The sequence below is a fragment of the Pseudoalteromonas sp. SR41-7 genome, from assembly GCF_014163935.1.
GTDB classification, from domain to species: Bacteria; Pseudomonadota; Gammaproteobacteria; order Enterobacterales; family Alteromonadaceae; genus Pseudoalteromonas; species Pseudoalteromonas distincta.
On record NZ_JACJEF010000007.1, the window covers coordinates 12,331 to 30,312 of the forward strand.

Here is a 17,982-nt window from a genome sequence, read left to right on the forward strand (position 1 = left end):
AATCCATTCATCTATCTGTTGTTCATTTAAACTTGGTTAAACTAATCATACTCTGAATAAAAATAATAAAGTACGTACTCGTACGGAAACACTCATACATGGATTACTGTAAAAATATAATCGCTAAATTTATAAGCGCGATGCAAAAGCGGCCTGGATTATTGGCTGTGTTGGCGTTTTTGTCGGGCGTTGCTAGCTTTGTACTTGTAGATAGAAAAGAGTCTTTTTCGCAAGTTATTGCGATATTTTTACTTATTAGTTGGTTGTGGCTAATTATTGATAATTGGCTACGAGACAAAGTAGAAGAAAAATTTGGTGTGGCTGTATCTCCTAATGTAATGCGTTTTGCTCTACAAATGGTGCAACAAGAAAGTCTATTTTTTGCTTTGCCGTTTTTTTTAGCGGTTACGCAGTGGGACCATCCTCAAGCGTTTTTTACCTCCCTCATTGTGTTATGTGCGGTTATATCGGTAATCGACCCCTTTTATTATAAGAAGCTTGCTAAAAACCGTACGTTATTTAGTGTGTTTCATAACTTTGCTTTATTCGTTGTTTTACTTGTTACCTTACCTATTTTGTTAAACCTTACAACGAGCCAAAGTTTAGCTGCAGCCCTTGTAACTGCTGTCGTGGTACTCTTCCGAGTTTAAACAATTTAATGCCTAATGCACGCTGGTGGCGTTTTCCTATTCTTGTATTGATTTTATGTGCATTGAGCACTGCTGTGTGGCAATTAAGAAGCTATGTGCCTCCTGCTGCGCTGCGATTAACCGATATTACGTTAGCTCATGAAGTTGATTTACAACATAAAAAGCCAGTAGGGAGTATTAAACAGTTAGACTCTTATACACTGCATCATCAAGGTTTATATAGTTGGACTGCTGTTAAAGCACCAAGAGGCTTAAATGAAAAAATATTTCATGTGTGGCTTCATAATAAAAAGGAAGTTGATCGGATCACGTTAAGTATAAACGGCGGGAGAGAACTAGGTTATAGAGCGTGGACACACAAAGTAAACTTTCCTAAAGACTCTGTTGGTAAGTGGCAAGTAAAAGTAGTCACCGAATCAGGTCAGTTAATAGGTTTAACGAAATTTACTGTTACACCTTAATGATGGTAATAGGTTTGTAATCTAATAAATATTTGATAGGCTATTTTTACAGTGTTTATTGGATGAACGTTATGAGTTTTGCATTTGATCTGTTTATTTGGTTAATGGTAGAGACTATTTTAGGTTTTTTTATTTACTCAACAGGTTGTACTATTTTAAAAATAGTTACCTTTGGTAAGTTTAAATGTGATATTACCGATTACGTATCGTTTAAGGCGAATAAAGCTAAAAATGTTTATTTAATTTGTGTGTTCGGGTTTAGCTTTTACGTGCTATTAATTGGCTTTGTTGCCTACATGAGTCATTAAATTATAATTACATGAATAACAATACGTTATTTACAGCAGGCATTTTAAGCTTTATAGCATCACTTTTACATGTAGCCTGTGTTTTTGGAGGGCCTGACTGGTATCGCCTTTTGGGTGCTGGTGAGCAAATGGCTCAAATGGCAGAGCAGGGCAGTATGTATCCTACTTATGTAACTTTAGCTATTTCAGTTATTATTGCTATTTGGGGCTTTTATGCGCTCTCTGGTGCGGGCGTCATTTTAAAACTGCCACTTTTAAAAACTGCGCTCGTATTAATAACCGCAGTGTATTTAATACGAGGTATTGCGGGTTAAATCATTCCTTTTTTAACTTCAAGCCAAATCGTTCATCAGAATTCTATTCAATTTTGGATTATAAGCTCGATAATCTGCTGCATTTATGGGTTATTTTACTTATTTGGTACCCTTAAATTGTGGCGAATAAAAAATGTATGAATGCTAGATTTCCTGATTTTTTAAATTCAAATTATTAAATACTGATAGCTTATTTTTATATTGCGAAATACTATGTGCGACTATTTTTTACGCGCATATATTTTGGCTTTAGGTATCTATAAATGAATAAAACGTTATTGAGTACTTTGCTTGCAGCTCTTATTTGTGCATCTCTTCTAGCTAAAGTGCAGGCCCAAGATGTTCATGCACTTGAGCCTGAATTAGGTGTTGGCGGAAATATTAAGCTAGATGATGCAAGTACAGCTTATGTTGATGACGGTTTTGATTTTCATGTGCATCCACTTTGGGAAAGCCGATATGTAAGTGAGGGCCGTGACAATTTAGCGGGTAAAGGTATTGCCTCAATCGCAACTGAATTCAATTATAATGAAATAGCTATTATTCCGTGGGTTGCAACGGGTGTTGATAGCGATTATACCGAGTTTAACTTAAATGCTATTTATGCAACTCAGTTATTTAATACCGTTGATATGTTTATTGGTTACAACCATTTAAGATCGCGTGAAAATACCTCTAATGCTCTCGACAATGAGGTTAGCTTAGATTTTTCGTATTTTTACGATGATAAATTTCAGCTCACTAGCAGCGCATATTATTCGTTTGATTCTCAAGGCATATTTATAGAGCTTGCGATAAATAAAGACTACGAGATAAATGAAGCTGTTAATATCGATTTTCAAACGGGGCTAGGGTTTAATGCAGGTTATGTAAGTGAGGGCCATAATGGTATTAACAACCTTAAGCTTACAGCTAACGTGTCGTATCAAGTTATTAAGCAGCTTGAAGTATACGCATATACTAGCTACACCATGGCAATTAATAAAAACGCTGAGCGTTTTGTGGGTGATCAAACCTTAAAAAACGTGTTATGGAGTGGTATTGGTCTGAGCTATCTATATCGTTAAAAGTTAGCAGCACAATAAAATGGTTGTGCTGCTTATTAAGAGTTTATCAATAAAAATTAGCCCTAAATTTACATAGCTTTATTAACGTTGATTTTTAAATCACTCTTTTCTTTTTCGTGAGTGTGGCTTTTTATAGGGGCGGAAATTCCATTATCAATTTTTTGAATCGGCTGGCTTCGTACACACATTAAATCATCAGTCATATACTGGCAGCTGCCAATATATAAATCGTTATGGCCGCCTTCGTATTTACATGATTGAGATTTTACTTTATCTGCGCAGGCTGTAACTGCAACACCATTTAACGGCCCTGAATGAGCATTTAAAAATGTGGGTGCTGCAAGTAAAGCCATACCAAACAAGCTTAAACATCTACTTTTTATAAACATAACAACTCCTTTTTAATGTTTTTCAGGATCATGGCCTGGCGGTGGACCATTATGATCACCCGGTGGCCCACCTGCAGGCCTAACTGATTCTCCATGTAGGCACCCTATAAACATATTTTCGCTAGGACTGGCTGCGTGGTAGTGATAACCCCTTACTTTATCTGTATTACCTCGGCATTCATCAAGTGACTCTTCTTTACCGCTTGTATCATGCATTGCATAAATACCATAACCGTCTATTGCATAACCTATAAGAGGTGCATGTCCATCTTCTGTAGCAGATGAGTCAGTACAACCAGTGGTAGAGTGATAGTGATAACCTTGGTGTAAATTTATATGGCCACCACAATCATCAAATGCCGCAATGGTATAGCTCTCTAAAATTGCATTAATTGGAGCAGGCCCTGATAGCTCAGTACCGTCTAGTGCTATACCTACTGTTCTTAATCGGCCAGTATCAGATGCTGGAATAGGTGTAACAGGAATTAAATACGTTAATGAAAAATTATCTTCTAAATACGAAAGTTCACACTCAATACAATTTTGTTTATATTGCTCTTCAACATCAGGGCGAGCTGCGCCAGCGCAAGACTCTTTTGTAGCTGTATATCTAATTTTATTTGTTTTAGTGTCGTAAAGTACCCACTTTTCATCGCCGTAGTATTCATCAAGCTTGAGAATAAATTGGCCTGTTAAATCAACTAAATCACCAGTACCTTCTTTACTAAACCAACTGCCAGTTACATCAGCGCCATCGGTCGATGTGCGCGGGCAAAATGGACCTGGCTCTCTACCTGCGGGTGCGCCTGATGTAATTAACTCATAACACTTAGTTTTAGTTCCTTGCGCCGTTTCGCAATCAGCAATGTTAGGCTCAGATAAAAAGGCCCCTTTTTTAAACATAGATAAATTTATTGTTTGATTCGTTTTTTGTACTTCACTAAGGGAGCTACTAACTTGCTTAGTATTTTTATTAGTTGGTGAGTCGTCGCAGCCACTTAGAGTTAAAACTGTTGCGGTAATAATGATTGCAAACGCGCTGTAATTATTTGAGCCCATTACTTGTATCCTTTTCAGTATAGGTTTTGGTGTACTTATACTGTGGCATATTACTGGCTAAATGTGCAAAAAGTATGGAGAACGACAAAATAAGCACATGATAAAAAACCTTTAACAGTGTGTGGTTGCTAAAGCGCAGTTTTAAATTTAATTATTAGTGTTCAAAATTAATAAAAACGGATATGTGTAATACACATAAGCTAAAAGTGTTAGTGTTTAGATGTTATTCAAATACATATGAGGATTACATATGAAGTTTTTAGTGTTTTTAGGGACAGTGCGTAACAGCACGCCACCAAAACCTGCTCGCTTAGGTGAGAGAGTGTCTAAAGCCTGCATGGAGTGCTTAAACGAGCAATTCTCCGAACATGAGTTTGAGCTTATAGATGCACTTGATTACCCAAGTGATCAAGTTTTTAAACCACATTTTGCCTATGCTCAAGGTAAGGCGCCTTCAATGCTAAATACTTTAGCTGATAAAATTAAAGCGGCTGATGGATATGTAATGGTTAGCCCTGAATATAATCACAGTATGAGCCCAGCTCTCGCTGACTTACTTAATCACTTTGGTAGCTCACTATTTTCATATAAGCCCAGTGCTATTGTTACTTACTCTGCTGGGCAGTGGGGTGGACTCAGAGCGGCAATTAGTATGCGCTCGTTTTTATCAGAGCTTGGCTGTTTGCCTGTATCTGCAATGATCCATGTTCCAAAAGCGCAAGAAGTATTTAATGATAATGGATCTGTGCAAGTTGGTGAAGAGCAGTCATCGTGGTTTAATTATTTTCACCGTACTTTTGGGCAATTGGTTTGGTGGGCGCAAGCGGCTAAAAATCAGAGTGGCGTTGAAGATCCTGAGCAGATGCTAAAAAGCTTTAAATCAAATCCATCGCAGCGAAATGCCCCATAACGAATACTTTTAAAATATAACAAATTTAGCCCTTGATTGGGCTAAATTTGTTTCTTTTATAGAAACTTAAAATATATAAATGTTACTATTAACATCTACTTATAACAAAGGATGTTATATCTTGAAATACCTTACTCTTTTAAGTGTATTAACACTTAGTGCTTGCAGCTCTGTACAAAACTTACCGGCGCTAGGCGAAGGGACTACTGCTAATATGAATTTAATAGCTCTTTCGGAGCAGAGCGCGCCACAAGGTGTTAGCGGTACATTTCAGTTTTATATTAAAACTGCAGGCTCTCAGTACGGTGACGTATTTTTAAATACCGAAGCTGACTATCGTGATCGACGTGCTATTACAATTTCAATTGATTCAAAAGTAGCTGCTAAACTCACCGAAAAATACGGACAATCAGCCAACACATTTTTTAGAGGTAAAACAATTGAAGTAACAGGTGAAGCGAAGCGGGTAACTATCGATTTTTTAAGTAAAGGCAGAAAAACCAATAAATATTATTATCAAACACATGTTGCTGTTAACTCAATAAATCAACTTCGCATTGTTGAGTAACATCAGCCAGCTTGTTGAGGCATCGGATTAATTACTAAGATACTTATTGGCTAAGGGTATGTTTTACAGTTGTACTGTTTTTATATACAGTACCCCTGTGAATCTCAATGAATACTAAAATAATAAACTTACACTTAATCGAGCTGTTCGTGGCTCTATTGGATGAAAGTGGTTATCTTCAACGCCTTGTGCTGATTCGCCAGGTAAACGCGATGCATAATAGTAATCTATATCGTGGTCGGTGCTATTAAATAAGTTAAGTAATTCAAAGTTTACTTTCCAGTGAGTCTGCTCATAGCTAATTGCGCTATTTACTACTGTTAAAGGCTCTGAACGCTCGTTACCATCGCTAGTTAATGTACGTTTGCCAATATGGCGAACTCTAACTGATGACTGCCATTGCTCACTTAAGTGCCAATTTAAACCTGTACTTGCAACAACCGGAACAGCACCTTCTATATAATCATTATTGTCATTAATATCTAAACGAGAATGCGTGAACGATGCTTCTGCGTCGATACTAAAGCTGTCGTTAATCCAATAATAAGCGCTTATTTCTAATCCGTAACGCTTAGATGCATCACTTGGTTCTGTGTTACCCGCATCGCCAACAAATAAAAGCTCTGAGTCGAGTGTTAGCCACCAAAGTGCAGCTGATAGATTAAACTTTTGCTCATCAGCAAATCGGACGCCTATTTCAGCGCCTTCACTTTTAACTAATAAGTCAACTTGCTCTGCTTGCTCACCGGTAACAGGGTCAATATTAATAGTAGATCCGCGCGCATCATTTGAATGAAAAGATTGTCCCCAATTAGCATATGCAGCTACTAAATTTGTAAAACGGTAATTTAAACTCCCTTTAAAACTTACTAAATCATCCTTTGCTTTTCCTGAATTTACGGCGGTAATACTAGTCACGTTTGTATCAAAATAGTCGTACCTAACGCCAACGGTTGCTTCAAGTTTTGGAGTAAGTAAAAGTTTAGACTCCCAAAAGCTTGAGTAGCTCGTTTGCTTTAGTTCATCTTGCCTAACCGTACTAAGTCGCTCTCTTGCTTGTGTGTTATAAAGCCCTACGTTATCTATGTCGTCGTGGCGAAGCTCAATACCTACGGTATGTTGTATGTTTATATCTGATGTTTTGGTTTCAAACTGGTAGCTTATATCTGTTCCATAAATATTTCGGCTATCTTGCTGATTAAACTGATCGCCATTAATTGGATCATTTAAAAAATAACTAAAATTAGAATACAGGTTTAAATCGTAATTAATTACATAAGCGCTGGCTTTTATATGCTCGCCCTGCCAGTTACTCGATAAGCTATAACGGCTAGAGCTACCGCCAAGTGTGGTGTCAAGAGAGCCTAATTGAGTAATTAAATTTTGTGATATAGCGCGCTGTGGAATTTGATCTGCTGAATTCCATGTATTGTCGTATGCCATGGCACTTATTGATAAGTCACCATCAAAAGCTTTACCAACATAGCGCAGTAGGGCATTCTTTTTATTTACATCTTCGTTTATATCATCCCATGGGCCGTCATAGCCTTGCCATTCTGCCGCTGCAATGAGCTTACCTTTTGCAATGTTAGTAGATCCCAGTACAACAGCGCGTTTATAATTATCTTCTCCTATGCTGAGTTCTACTTGGTGATGTTTTAGGTTATCAGCAAGTTGAAATTGAGCACTTCCAGCGGTTGAAAAGTCACCTTGGCTTGCGCTATATGAGCCTTTTTGATAGTTAATAGTTGAAATAGACTCAGGGATTATAAAGTTTAGGTCGGTGTAACCTTGTCCGTGGCCATGGCTGCGCATATTAATTGGCATGCCATCTATGCTGGTGGCAAAGTCGGTGCCGTGATCTAAATTAAACCCCCTAATAAAGTACTGATTAGCTTTACCAGAGCCGCTATGTTGAGTGACCGCCATACCTGGGATTAACTCTAACATTTCGGCGCTTCTTAACATTGGGCGCTGCTGAATTTCACCTTGACCAATAATACCGCTAGATGCGCTGATTGACTCACCAATTAGCCCATCTCTGTGACCATAAACGGTTAATTTTTCTATGTTTGCATAGCTATAACCACTATACAAAGTGCCTAGCGCTAAAATTGCTAATGTTCTCATGACTAAAATCCCTATCTAATGTATTTGTTATTAATGCAGCTATGTTAAATACGGCTTAGATAATTTATTGGATGCAACATTTGTTGGTTATTTGTAATTATTTAGGGGTGAGTAAAGATGGGTAACTTAAAAACTACGCCGCACGCTATTGTAATCTTATTACATAAAACTAATAATCGAGTGCTTTAAATGACTTTATAACACTAACAAGACAGAGAGCCCGTATTGAAAGCCAAAGAAATCCGCAATTTTTACATTAACGAAGAGCAATCTGTTTATTTGCTTTCGCACCGCGATGCTAAAAAGCACCGTCAGTGGCTTAACATTTGTATTAAGCAGTTAACACTGCTGGGGTACAAAAATGTAGAAATGATTGGCTCGGGTGCTTTTGGCTTTGTGTTTGCAGGAGATGACGATAACGGCTTACCTTGGGTATTTAAGTTTTCGCGTATTACTCTTGCCCAAAGTGTGCGTGACCGCCTAGAAGATGAAGCGTATATGCTTTCGCAAATTGATAATCCGTTAGTGCCTACCTTTTATGCTTTTGAACGTATTAAAAAACAAGGGATTTTAATGATGGCACGCGCCATTGGAGAGGACCTTGAAAAAGTATCGCTTAAAACAGGGCGCTTTAGTGCCGCGCAAATAATGGCACTCGCGGTTAGGCTTCGTAATGTACTGGTTGATTTACGCAGTCATAAAAATGGCATTAGCCCACAACCTATAGTGCATGGCGATATAAAGCCTTCAAACCTTGTATGGGATGCAAACACTGATGCGCTGTCGTTAGTCGATTGGGGCAGCTCTGTGTATGCACAGTTAGATAGTGATGGTAATCCTGTTGCGAGTAACTTTATGGATTTAATGTCGGGCGATTTAAGCACAACGAATGCGCGTATGGGCGATGTGTACTTTATTGGTGAAGCGCAAATGTCGGGGGAGCAATCATCCCCACGATTTGACGAACAAGGTGTAGCCGCTACGTTGTATGCGCTAGCGTCGGCGCAGTCATGTCGCTTTGGTGCACAAGCTATCCCAGCAAGCAGCTTAGGGCTTCCAAAAGAGCTGGCTAAAGTCATTGACGGTATGCTTTCTAAAAGTAAAGCTCAACGTGATGGTGCTGGTGATTACTTTATGCGTAACATTACAACTATGGCGAAAGCGTATTTACCTGAGTTTGCTAAAAAACCAAAAAAAGCAGATATCCCTTTTTGGTATGGCAACGACGAGCAGCCAGATACGGTTGTGTATAGCTCACGAAAACAATTTTTACGCCAGGCTGATCAGAATCAACAATTACTAGATATAAACGACGCGCAACTTGACCGCTATTATAAAGAGTTTTTGTTTGATACAGGCGATACCGAAAAAGCATTTTTGGCATCAATAAGCCGATTAGCTAAGTACCCTGTAGTAGGTGGGCTTAGTTTTCATTGGAAGAATGAGTCAATGTTTGTTGAATCATCTTTAATTATGCATGACGAATCATTGGGTGATGCGTTTAGTGATGCGATTAATAACACAGTGATGCTTGCGCAAGCGATTAATCAAAAAGGGCTATTTAAGTGCTGTTTGTTTGATGCCCGTAAAACTATTCAACTAGAGCGAGATGGCACGGGGGCATTTAAGTTTGATAGCCTACCAGAGCTTGAATACGAAGTAGTAAGTATGAAAGCAAATGACATAACCCGCCCGCATTCATATTTTGAAGACGGTAAAGACCCTGACGAGCAACTACAGCTACCTAAAAAAGTTATTAAGTGCGTATTTGAGCTTAACCAAATTCATCATACCGGGTGTATTATTTTTGAAGCACTGCCGGACAGAATGAAAATTCACCATTACTACCGATTACTCGATTCGACCAAAGAAGTTGAGTTTAAACGTTTACTAAATAAACTTATGCAATATGCGGTAAATATTACTGATGTTGGTGTTGCGGGCTTTATGAAACTCCCATATAAAAACACCCGTGAGTTTAGTTTACGTGAGCAGCAACAAGAGCATTACTTTCCTAAAAATCCCAAGCTTGTATCTTTATAGAAAGAACCCTTAAATAAAGAGAGCTGCATAAAAAGACAAAGATAAAAAAAAGAGCACAAGTTTGTTCAAATTGTACTCTTTGCTACTTAATTATTTGGTAAGTATTACTAATTATTAAAACACCTTACTAAAGGGCGACGTTGGTGATAGCTCAAATTGATGAGTAAGTTTTTGCGTTTTATTAGTTGCTGTTATTTGATAATGCTGCTTGTGCTCATTGTTACTAAATAGCTTAACGTTAAAGTTAACTTTGGTTAGTTTACTTGGCAAAGAGTAGCGCCCAGTAATGGTTACTTGATCTATGTTGTTGCTTTTATGTTTATGTGACGCTTCTGGGTTTAGCAAAAGTCCGTCAATAGTAAATTTATACTGATGATCCGCTAAATAAACGTTTTTTTTAACTCGCTTAGTTATTAGTTTTTTATGAGTGTTAAACTCAATTATTGACACTTTGCCATCCTTGTTTTCATCAATCCCTTTAAAAGCCGACATAGGGATTGAAAGCACAATAAACACGTTATCATCAACAAAATTCAGCGTACCGTGATCTGCAACCATTAAATGCGCATTTGCTAATGTTGATGTGCTCAATAAGCCCAATGTTGACACACTTAACAGATAATTTTTCATATAAGGCATAACTTACTCCTAATTAAACTTCGCCTTTAACGCAGCGTTGAAAAAACGGATAAGTGTCTGTTGCGTAGTAGTGGTATATCCCTTGAGGAAACTCAGGTGTTACGCCAACGCGGCCATTACATTCATCTAAATCACCAGAGCCTGCTACGTATTCCCAATCTTGTGCAAATGTACCTAATGGGTATATATCGGTAGAAGGGCGGTTTGCGCTTAAAGATGTTATGTGTTGGTAGCTACCGGTCATTACGGTTAGCGCTGAAGTTGCATCATTTGAGTCTGAATAGCCGTAACGTGCATAAATAGGAAAGCCGTCTGCTGCCCAGCCTATTAGAGTCATAGTGGAGCTATTGCCACCTCGCATTGCTACAAAGCCTTCTGGCATACCATGATAGTGATATGTGCCATCGGGTTGTACGTGTGCATTGTTGTCGTCTGTTCCAAAACTAAACGTGTCTTGGCTTAAAGCTTCTATATTCCAATTACCGCTGTTGTCGCCTAAATCACAATCGGTGCCTGAATCATCGCAACTTCCGCCTGTGCCGGCGTCTATTTTAATGCCGTTAAGTACAACACCTATCATTCCACGAGGGCCACCAAGCATGGTTGCTTGTGTTGTTTCTACAGGCTCAAGTGTGTAGCTTTCATTTACTGATTGTTCAGAAATAGTATTTGGGTTATCGGCATTAGGGAATGTACCTACTTCGTGATCAGGTATGCCATTAGCGACTATGTCGCGTGTAGTTCCTGTGCATGACCAATCTGCCACGCTGGTGGCCTGTACTGATACTGACTCGTTATATTCACTGTAGCTATATTCACAAAGCACGCCTTGGGTTGAGCTACTCGTACCTGTACCGTTATCTAAGGTGGTTGGTGATGAATCTGTAGTTGTTGAGGTATCAACTATGCCTTCGCCATCTCCGCAAGCAACTAACGATGAAACAACTAGAGCCAAGGTGCTTAGTTTTATAGCATTTACCCTATTTCGATTATTATTAAGTGCGTGTAGTTTCATTGCTGCTTACCTGATCAATTAAGTTACTCAAACAATAATCAGCAATTGTGCAAATAATGATGACAAATTAGCAATGATGTAAATAGACGAAGTATTAAAGCTAAGTTGAGATTTAACTTTATTGGATTGTGTTTTATTTTAAAATTTCAAAAGTTAAACTAATGCAAAAATAGCTAATATAAAAGGTTACCTTAATGGCTAAAACAAAACCTGTAGTGACGTTACAAAGTCACGGTATTTACTCTAAGTGGGATAGCGAAAGTAAAGCACTGCCACAAATAGAGCAATTTACAACAAATGTAATAGCTGAGGTACATGTTGAGTTTGGCTTAATCGTAAATATTAAAAAGGGTAAAGGCGAAAAGCTTCACTATTGTATATATCATCCAGATATTCCAGACAGTCACGGTGATGTAATGGACCCCTTTGAAGGCGATGTATACGTTAAAAACAGTGATTGGAACTTTTATTTAGGCGACACGCTTTGGTTGCCAATAGAGAATAAATTGGGTGATTGGCGTATGACGATTGAGCTAAATGGGAAAATTATTGCTGATAAAACTTTTAAGGTGGCATTAGAGGTAGAGCGTACTGAAACAGATTTTTGGAAAAACCGAGGGTATTGATTTCTATTTGTTAGCTATATGGTGTGGATGTAATAAAAATTAATAAAAGAGAGTTGTAGAGCCATTTAAAATAGCTCTACAAAATTAAATTAGCGTGTTTAGTTACCCCAAGGGTTACTAGAATTAGAGCGTTGTTTGCGATCACGAGCACGTTGCTTTGATGCTTTTTTTTCCATAATACGTTTTGCATCACTAAAACTTAACTCACATGGCTCACCAGGTTTATGATCAGCTGGGATCACGCGATCACGTGGCGGTAATTCGTATTGCACATCATCAGGTCTAGGTAAGTTTTTTAGGCGATAAAGGTAAAAGTTATCTACTTTTTCTTGTGCCCATTGTGTTTTACGTAAAAATTTAACCGCTGACTTTATATCAGGATTGTTTTTAAAGCAGTTAAGTTGTAAATAAGCGTGTAGGAGCTCCCACCCGTATTGTTCAACCAGCTCTTCAACCACTTGTTCTAATTTAACGCCTTGCAGTGGATTATTACTGAAAAGTTCTTGGTTGCTCATAGGTGTTGCCTCGTTATTAAAATACAAATTGCATTATAAATTTAATAACGAGGCTTTAACAGAGTAAATAGCTTAACTTTGACAATTAACTACAACACGACCGCGAATTTTGCCTTGCATAATTAGCTCTGCGTTATCAATTACGTGTTCTAGTGATATTTCTGTCGAAATTTTATGTAAGTAATCAGCGTTTACTAATTTTGCTAAACGATCCCACGCTTCAATTCTGTCGGCTTTAGGGCGCATTACGCTATCAATGCCTATTAGTGACACACCACGTAATATAAATGGGGCAACTGAGGCAGGTAAATCCATGCCTTGGGCAAGTCCGCAGGCGGTTACTACACCCCCATACTTTAATGATGCACAAATATTAGCAAGTGTATGGCTACCTACTGAATCTATTGCCGCTGCAAAGCGCTCTTTTTGCAAAGGCTTACCAGGATTTGAAAGCTCGTTTCTGTCAATTACCTGTTTAGCACCTAACTCTTTTAAATATTCACTTTGATCTAATCGACCCGTAGCTGCTGTTACGTTGTAGCCAAGCTGGTTTAATAAATAAATAGCAAAGCTGCCTACGCCACCATTGGCACCTGTTACAAGTATTTCGCCAGATTCAGGGTTTATTCCTTGTTTTTCAAGAGCTATAACACTTAGCATAGCGGTATAACCGGCTGTACCTATTTGCATCGCTTGTTTTGGAGAAATACCTGCAGGCAAGGGGATTAGCCAATCGCTATTAAGTGCCGCTTTTTGAGCAAGCCCGCCCCAATGTTTTTCGCCTACACCAAAGCCATTTAATATTACGGTATCGCCATTTTTAAATTCATCGCTGGTGGAATTTGTAACCGTACCCACTAAATCGATACCTGGCACCATAGGAAAACTGCGTACAACAGGGCCTTTACCCGTAATTGCTAAACCATCTTTATAGTTAAGTGTGCTGTATAGCACGTCGATAGAAACGTTTTCGTTTGGTAAATCACTGCTTTCGATAGTCGATAATGAGGCGCTGTAGTTATTATCTTCTTTATTAATAACAATGGCTTTAATTGGGTTATTCATAGGATATCCTTTTAGACCGATCGTCTTTTAATTGGTAAATAAAAACGCATTAGGTTAGTAATGCGCGTAAAAACATTTCTGTATATAAAGTAAGTGGGGTATTTGATTTTGTGAGCTTGGCGCGCATAACCGCACCTTCCCAGCCAATCCAAAAGTACTCACTCATCAATTTTGTATTTACATGACTTGCAATAGTGCCTTGTTGCTTAGCTTGGTTTAAGCAAACCTCTACATGGTTTTGCCAAGCGGTGTAGCTTTGCATTAATCTGGTTTTAAACTCATCACTTAAATGGTTAAGCTCTTGATTTAAGTTACCGACTAAACAGCCACGTTTGTAATCGTATTTTTTCATTCCTTTAATTGCGCTTTGGGTAAAATTAACGATTCGCTCAAGTGGGGGAATATCTTCTTGCTGTAGGTAATGGGTAAGCTTTGCAATAAAGTAACTGTCGTATGCATCAACGAGGGCAATGCCGTAGGCTTCTTTACTTTTAAAGTAATGATAAAAGGAGCCTTTAGGTACAGCCGCTTTTTTTAAAATAGTATCGAGCCCCGTGGCGCTAAAGCCAAATTCAGTTAAGGTTTCTAGGCCCGTGCGAATAAGTAACGCTTTGGTATCGGCGTTCTCTCTGGCTATTTTAGGTGGGCGACCACGGCGTATTGGTGTTGATGTATTTTTGTCCATGTACATATATTAGACCGATCGACTTTAAATAATCAAGCATAAATTTAAATTGTTTAAAAATACTTCAAGTTAGGGGCGGGCTACTAATTTAAGATTAATGAAATAAAAGTGTCACGATTACATTTTTGTTTGGAACTTAGTCAATATTAGTCGGTCACAAATAAAGCACATAAGTGCTTTTTAGCGATTATTGAGTCGCATTTTATTTAGCATAAAACCGGTCAAATTAAATGTTGTATGACCACTTACTTTTTTAAATGTTAATTCATTTTTGCATCAGCAGCTTAGTTAAAGTCAAACAATTTAATTGCTTTTACGATTTGAATTTTACATTTTTATTAACTATTCATTAAATGTAGATTTCACTAATGCTACACAATATACAAATAAAAAGGTGAGGATATTACCGATGAAGAGACAGAAAAGAGATCGTTTAGAAAGAGCTCATTCTCAAGGTTTTAAAGCAGGTTTAGCAGGTCGCTCAAAAGAGCTATGCCCTTATCAACAAGTAGATCCCAAATCAGAGTGGTTAGGAGGTTGGCGTGAAGCGATTGAAAACCGCAACATGTACAAAACCTAAAATCAATAATAGAATTTAAGCAAAAAGGCCTCCACGTTGGAGGCCTTTTTGTACGCATTTAAAAATTAAAACGCGCTAGTGTCTTGGAACAAGCCCACTTTTAAATCTTTTGCTTCGTAAATTACTCGGCCATCTACTTCTACAGTGCCATCTGCAACGCCCATGAACAATTTACGTTTAATTACGCGTTTCATTACAAGGCGGTAAGTTACTTTTTTATTAGTTGGTAAAATTTGGCCAGTAAATTTAACTTCACCCACACCTAGCGCACGGCCAAGACCAGGGCCACCAGACCAACCTAAGTAAAAACCAACTAGTTGCCACATAGCATCTAAGCCTAAACAACCTGGCATTACTGGGTCGCCTTTAAAATGACAATCGAAAAACCAAAGGCTAGGGTCAATATCAAGCTCAGCAACAATTTCGCCTTTCCCATGAATACCGCCATCAGCAGTAATAGAGGTAATGCGATCCATCATTAACATGTTGTCACTTGGTAAACGGCAGTTACCTTCACCAAACATTTCACCTTGACCACACAGGATCAACTCTTCTTTTGTATAGCTATTTTTAGGTTCCATAACACTTATCTTCGCTTAGAAATTGCCAAGTACTTTAGCGTACACTTGTACGCTAAACAACTCGGAGCAGTTAAAAAATCAAAATATTGCATATTAAATAATCAATCAATCAACGCGATTGGTTTTTGCACTATAAAACCGCGCAATTACAATCAGAAATCATTATAATTAACGCTGTCTTATAACCAGTCTAAAGGAAGTTTATGATCCTTTTTGTTAACTCACTAACTGTGATTGATTTTTCTTACTTATGTAACAAACGCGGCGCCGTTGGCGAGAGCTGGATTGTTGATTTAACTTTGCACGGTAAACTTAACGAAGAGTCTATGGTTTTAGACTTTGGTTTAGTTAAAAAGCAAATTAAAGGCATTATAGATGAGTGTATTGATCACCGTTTAGCAATTCCTACAGGGCTTAATGGTACTGTATCTGAATTTGACGAGCATAAAACACTCGACTGTACATTTGGTGAAAATATTCACTTAGCTATGAGCGCTCCTCATCAAGCTTATTGCATGATTAACGCAGATGAAGTAACTGTTGAATCGGTTACCGAATTTTTAATTGCGACTATTTTACCGAAGCTACCAGATAACATCGAAAAAATTGAGCTGTCTCTTAAGCCTGAACACAGCCAAAGTTTTTACTATCATTACAGCCATGGCCTTAAAAAGCATGACGGTAATTGCCAGCGTATTATTCATGGGCATCGTTCTCAAATTGGTATTAGCCTAGATGGTATTTCTATGCCGCGCTTGCAAAAAGAATGGTCTCAAAAGTGGGAAGATATTTACTTAGCCACCAGTGAAGATCAAATTAACGCTGCTGATTTAAAACACATAACAGCCAAAGCGGGTGATGTATGTTTTGCTTATACATCGGCACAAGGCTATTTTGAAATGGCTATAAGCGAGTCTCGTTGCGACATTTTGCCAGTAGATACCACTGTAGAATGTATTGCTGAACATGTAGCTGGCCAAATTAAAGCCCAATACCCAGAAAAAGCAGTGAAAGTAACGGCTTATGAAGGTGTTGGAAAAGGATCGATTAGTTATGTTTAAAACACTTTTAGCAACAGCGCTTGTTGCCTCTGCTAGCTTTAGTGCTATGGCGCTTGAGTTAAAAGGACATTTAACACAAGGCGGTTTAGTTACTGGAAAGCTAGAAAACGCTAAATCAGTAAGCTTAGATGGCAAAAGCTTAAAACTTTCACCAAAGGGTGACTTTGTATTTGGTTTTGGTCGTGACGCTGAAACTACTCATACTTTAAAATGGGTAGATAACAATGGTAAATCGCATTCACAGCCAATAGCTATCACAAAGCGCGAATATAAAATTGATAAAATTACCGGTGTAGCTAAAAAATATGTCTCTCCGCCAAAAGAAGTTAGTGCGCGTATAAGCCGCGAAGCAGTTGCTGTGCGAAAAGCCAGAGAAGTAGACTCTGATTTATTGTACTTTTTAGACCCTGTGTTAAAGCCTGCAGAAGGGCGCATATCGGGTGTTTATGGTAGTCAGCGCTATTTTAATGGCGAGCCTCGTCGTCCGCACTTTGGCTTAGATATCGCGAATAAAACGGGCTCTCCTGTTTACGCGCCTATTAGTGGTACCGTGGTATTTGCTGAACCTGATTTATACTACTCTGGCGGAACATTAATTATTGATCATGGCCATGGTATTACCTCAACTTACATTCACTTAAGTAAGCTTGATGTAAAAGTGGGTGATAAAATTGAGCAAGGTAACAAAGTGGCTGAAATTGGTGCAACTGGACGTGTAACTGGTCCTCACCTAGATTGGCGTTTTAACTGGAAAGGCGAACGCCTTGATCCTGCATTACTAATGCAAGATACATTAGCAAACAAAAAGTAGAGATTATGACTGACGTAAATCGCGATGCAATAATTGCTCAGCGTATTGAAGACTCAACCACATCGGTAACTAAAACCGTGTTTCCAGGGCGTACTAATCATCACAATACTTTATTTGGTGGTGATGCACTGGCGTGGATGGATGAAGTGGCATTTATAGCCGCTACTCGTTTTTGCCGTAAGCCTTTGGTAACTATATCTTCTGATAGAGTCGACTTTAAAGAAGCCATACCAGCAGGTACTTTTGCAGAGTTAATAGCTAAAGTAGTGCATGTAGGTAACACCAGCTTAAAAGTTGACGTAGATATATTATTAGAAACTATGCACAAAGACGATAAGCATTCAGCCATTAGTGGCAGCTTTACCTTTGTTGCAGTTGATGATAACCACAGACCGACTCCGGTAGTATGCGAAAAAATGATTTATGGTTTTGATTAACTTAAAGCTTTGAATATGCGCTAAAGCAAATTTATATAAGCACCTTAATTGGTGCTTATATAAAACAC

General features: G+C 38.3%; 20 protein-coding genes and 1 pseudogene. 12 read left to right on the forward strand and 9 right to left on the reverse strand.

Going from position 1 to position 17,982, the window contains the following annotated elements; genetic code table 11:
• The first annotated feature begins 98 nt into the window (after window positions 1–98).
• The 4 genes and pseudogenes from H5092_RS11200 to H5092_RS11215 all read left to right on the forward strand — a co-directional run bounded on the left by H5092_RS11200 (window position 99) and on the right by H5092_RS11215 (window position 2,800).
• Window positions 99–1,111 (forward strand): annotated as a pseudogene (locus tag H5092_RS11200) (DUF5924 family protein).
• 71 nt (window positions 1,112–1,182) lie between these two features.
• Window positions 1,183–1,419, forward strand: coding sequence for a hypothetical protein (locus H5092_RS11205; protein WP_182733507.1), 237 nt, complete (start codon window positions 1,183–1,185; stop codon window positions 1,417–1,419).
• 11 nt (window positions 1,420–1,430) lie between these two features.
• Complete coding sequence (locus tag H5092_RS11210) at window positions 1,431–1,733, forward strand: hypothetical protein (protein WP_310736011.1); 303 nt, start codon at window positions 1,431–1,433, stop codon at window positions 1,731–1,733.
• Window positions 1,734–1,996: 263 nt separating this feature from the next.
• Window positions 1,997–2,800: a hypothetical protein gene (locus H5092_RS11215; RefSeq protein WP_182733508.1), complete on the forward strand. Its 804-nt coding sequence runs from the start codon at window positions 1,997–1,999 to the stop codon at window positions 2,798–2,800.
• Between the two features lie 68 nt (window positions 2,801–2,868).
• Here H5092_RS11215 and H5092_RS11220 read toward each other — a convergent pair whose 3' ends face one another.
• Complete coding sequence (locus tag H5092_RS11220; protein ID WP_182733509.1) at window positions 2,869–3,189, reverse strand: hypothetical protein; 321 nt, start codon at window positions 3,187–3,189, stop codon at window positions 2,869–2,871.
• 12 nt (window positions 3,190–3,201) lie between these two features.
• Window positions 3,202–4,248 carry a YHYH protein gene (locus H5092_RS11225; RefSeq protein ID WP_182733510.1) on the reverse strand — a complete coding sequence of 349 codons (1,047 nt, stop codon included), beginning with the start codon at window positions 4,246–4,248 and terminating at the stop codon, window positions 3,202–3,204.
• A 250-nt stretch (window positions 4,249–4,498) separates the two neighbouring features.
• On the opposite strand from H5092_RS11225, the gene H5092_RS11230 reads away from it, so the two are divergent.
• Window positions 4,499–5,158: an NADPH-dependent FMN reductase gene (locus tag H5092_RS11230; RefSeq protein ID WP_182733511.1), complete on the forward strand. Its 660-nt coding sequence runs from the start codon at window positions 4,499–4,501 to the stop codon at window positions 5,156–5,158.
• Between the two features lie 121 nt (window positions 5,159–5,279).
• Window positions 5,280–5,726 (forward strand): hypothetical protein, encoded by a 447-nt coding sequence (locus H5092_RS11235; protein ID WP_182733512.1) that lies wholly within the window; start codon window positions 5,280–5,282, stop codon window positions 5,724–5,726.
• A 114-nt stretch (window positions 5,727–5,840) separates the two neighbouring features.
• On the opposite strand, the gene H5092_RS11240 is transcribed toward H5092_RS11235, so the two are convergent.
• Window positions 5,841–7,856: a TonB-dependent receptor gene (locus H5092_RS11240; RefSeq protein ID WP_182733513.1), complete on the reverse strand. Its 2,016-nt coding sequence runs from the start codon at window positions 7,854–7,856 to the stop codon at window positions 5,841–5,843.
• A 225-nt stretch (window positions 7,857–8,081) separates the two neighbouring features.
• Between H5092_RS11240 and H5092_RS11245 the strand changes: the two genes are divergently transcribed.
• A complete protein-coding gene (locus tag H5092_RS11245; protein WP_182733514.1) occupies window positions 8,082–9,899 on the forward strand; it encodes a protein kinase domain-containing protein in 1,818 nt (605 codons plus the stop codon).
• A gap of 114 nt (window positions 9,900–10,013) precedes the next feature.
• Here H5092_RS11245 and H5092_RS11250 read toward each other — a convergent pair whose 3' ends face one another.
• Together H5092_RS11250 and H5092_RS11255 are read right to left on the reverse strand one after the other, a co-directional pair.
• Window positions 10,014–10,538, reverse strand: a complete 525-nt coding sequence (locus H5092_RS11250; protein ID WP_182733515.1) for a hypothetical protein — start codon at window positions 10,536–10,538, stop codon at window positions 10,014–10,016.
• Between the two features lie 13 nt (window positions 10,539–10,551).
• Window positions 10,552–11,553, reverse strand: a complete 1,002-nt coding sequence (locus H5092_RS11255) for a YHYH protein (RefSeq protein ID WP_182733516.1) — start codon at window positions 11,551–11,553, stop codon at window positions 10,552–10,554.
• 194 nt (window positions 11,554–11,747) lie between these two features.
• On the opposite strand from H5092_RS11255, the gene H5092_RS11260 reads away from it, so the two are divergent.
• The gene (locus H5092_RS11260; RefSeq protein ID WP_182733517.1) at window positions 11,748–12,179 is read left to right on the forward strand and encodes a DUF3859 domain-containing protein; all 432 of its coding nucleotides are present in this window, start codon (window positions 11,748–11,750) and stop codon (window positions 12,177–12,179) included.
• A 98-nt stretch (window positions 12,180–12,277) separates the two neighbouring features.
• On the opposite strand, the gene H5092_RS11265 is transcribed toward H5092_RS11260, so the two are convergent.
• The 3 genes from H5092_RS11265 to H5092_RS11275 form a co-directional block, all read right to left on the reverse strand.
• Entirely contained in the window at window positions 12,278–12,694 is a 417-nt protein-coding gene (locus H5092_RS11265; protein WP_002960902.1) for a VF530 family DNA-binding protein, read from the reverse strand.
• A 72-nt stretch (window positions 12,695–12,766) separates the two neighbouring features.
• On the reverse strand, window positions 12,767–13,759 hold the full coding sequence (locus H5092_RS11270; RefSeq protein ID WP_182733518.1) for an MDR family oxidoreductase: 993 nt from the start codon (window positions 13,757–13,759) through the stop codon (window positions 12,767–12,769).
• A 49-nt stretch (window positions 13,760–13,808) separates the two neighbouring features.
• Window positions 13,809–14,444, reverse strand: coding sequence for a TetR/AcrR family transcriptional regulator (locus H5092_RS11275; protein ID WP_182724478.1), 636 nt, complete (start codon window positions 14,442–14,444; stop codon window positions 13,809–13,811).
• Between the two features lie 409 nt (window positions 14,445–14,853).
• Here H5092_RS11275 and rmf point away from each other — a divergent pair, with 409 nt between their 5' ends.
• Window positions 14,854–15,024, forward strand: a complete 171-nt coding sequence (rmf, locus tag H5092_RS11280; protein WP_002960897.1) for a ribosome modulation factor — start codon at window positions 14,854–14,856, stop codon at window positions 15,022–15,024.
• A 65-nt stretch (window positions 15,025–15,089) separates the two neighbouring features.
• Here the strand turns inward: rmf and fabA are convergent, their stop codons facing one another.
• On the reverse strand, window positions 15,090–15,605 hold the full coding sequence (gene fabA, locus H5092_RS11285; RefSeq protein WP_002960896.1) for a bifunctional 3-hydroxydecanoyl-ACP dehydratase/trans-2-decenoyl-ACP isomerase: 516 nt from the start codon (window positions 15,603–15,605) through the stop codon (window positions 15,090–15,092).
• Between the two features lie 203 nt (window positions 15,606–15,808).
• On the opposite strand from fabA, the gene H5092_RS11290 reads away from it, so the two are divergent.
• The 3 genes from H5092_RS11290 to H5092_RS11300 are packed head-to-tail and all read left to right on the forward strand — an operon-like array spanning window position 15,809 to window position 17,914.
• Window positions 15,809–16,666, forward strand: coding sequence for a 6-carboxytetrahydropterin synthase (locus H5092_RS11290; RefSeq protein ID WP_182724477.1), 858 nt, complete (start codon window positions 15,809–15,811; stop codon window positions 16,664–16,666).
• Window positions 16,659–17,477: a M23 family metallopeptidase gene (locus tag H5092_RS11295; RefSeq protein WP_182693902.1), complete on the forward strand. Its 819-nt coding sequence runs from the start codon at window positions 16,659–16,661 to the stop codon at window positions 17,475–17,477. Before H5092_RS11290 ends, H5092_RS11295 begins: the two co-directional genes overlap by 8 nt.
• Before the next feature lie 5 nt (window positions 17,478–17,482).
• Complete coding sequence (locus tag H5092_RS11300) at window positions 17,483–17,914, forward strand: acyl-CoA thioesterase (RefSeq protein WP_182733519.1); 432 nt, start codon at window positions 17,483–17,485, stop codon at window positions 17,912–17,914.
• The last annotated feature ends 68 nt before the right edge of the window (window positions 17,915–17,982 follow it).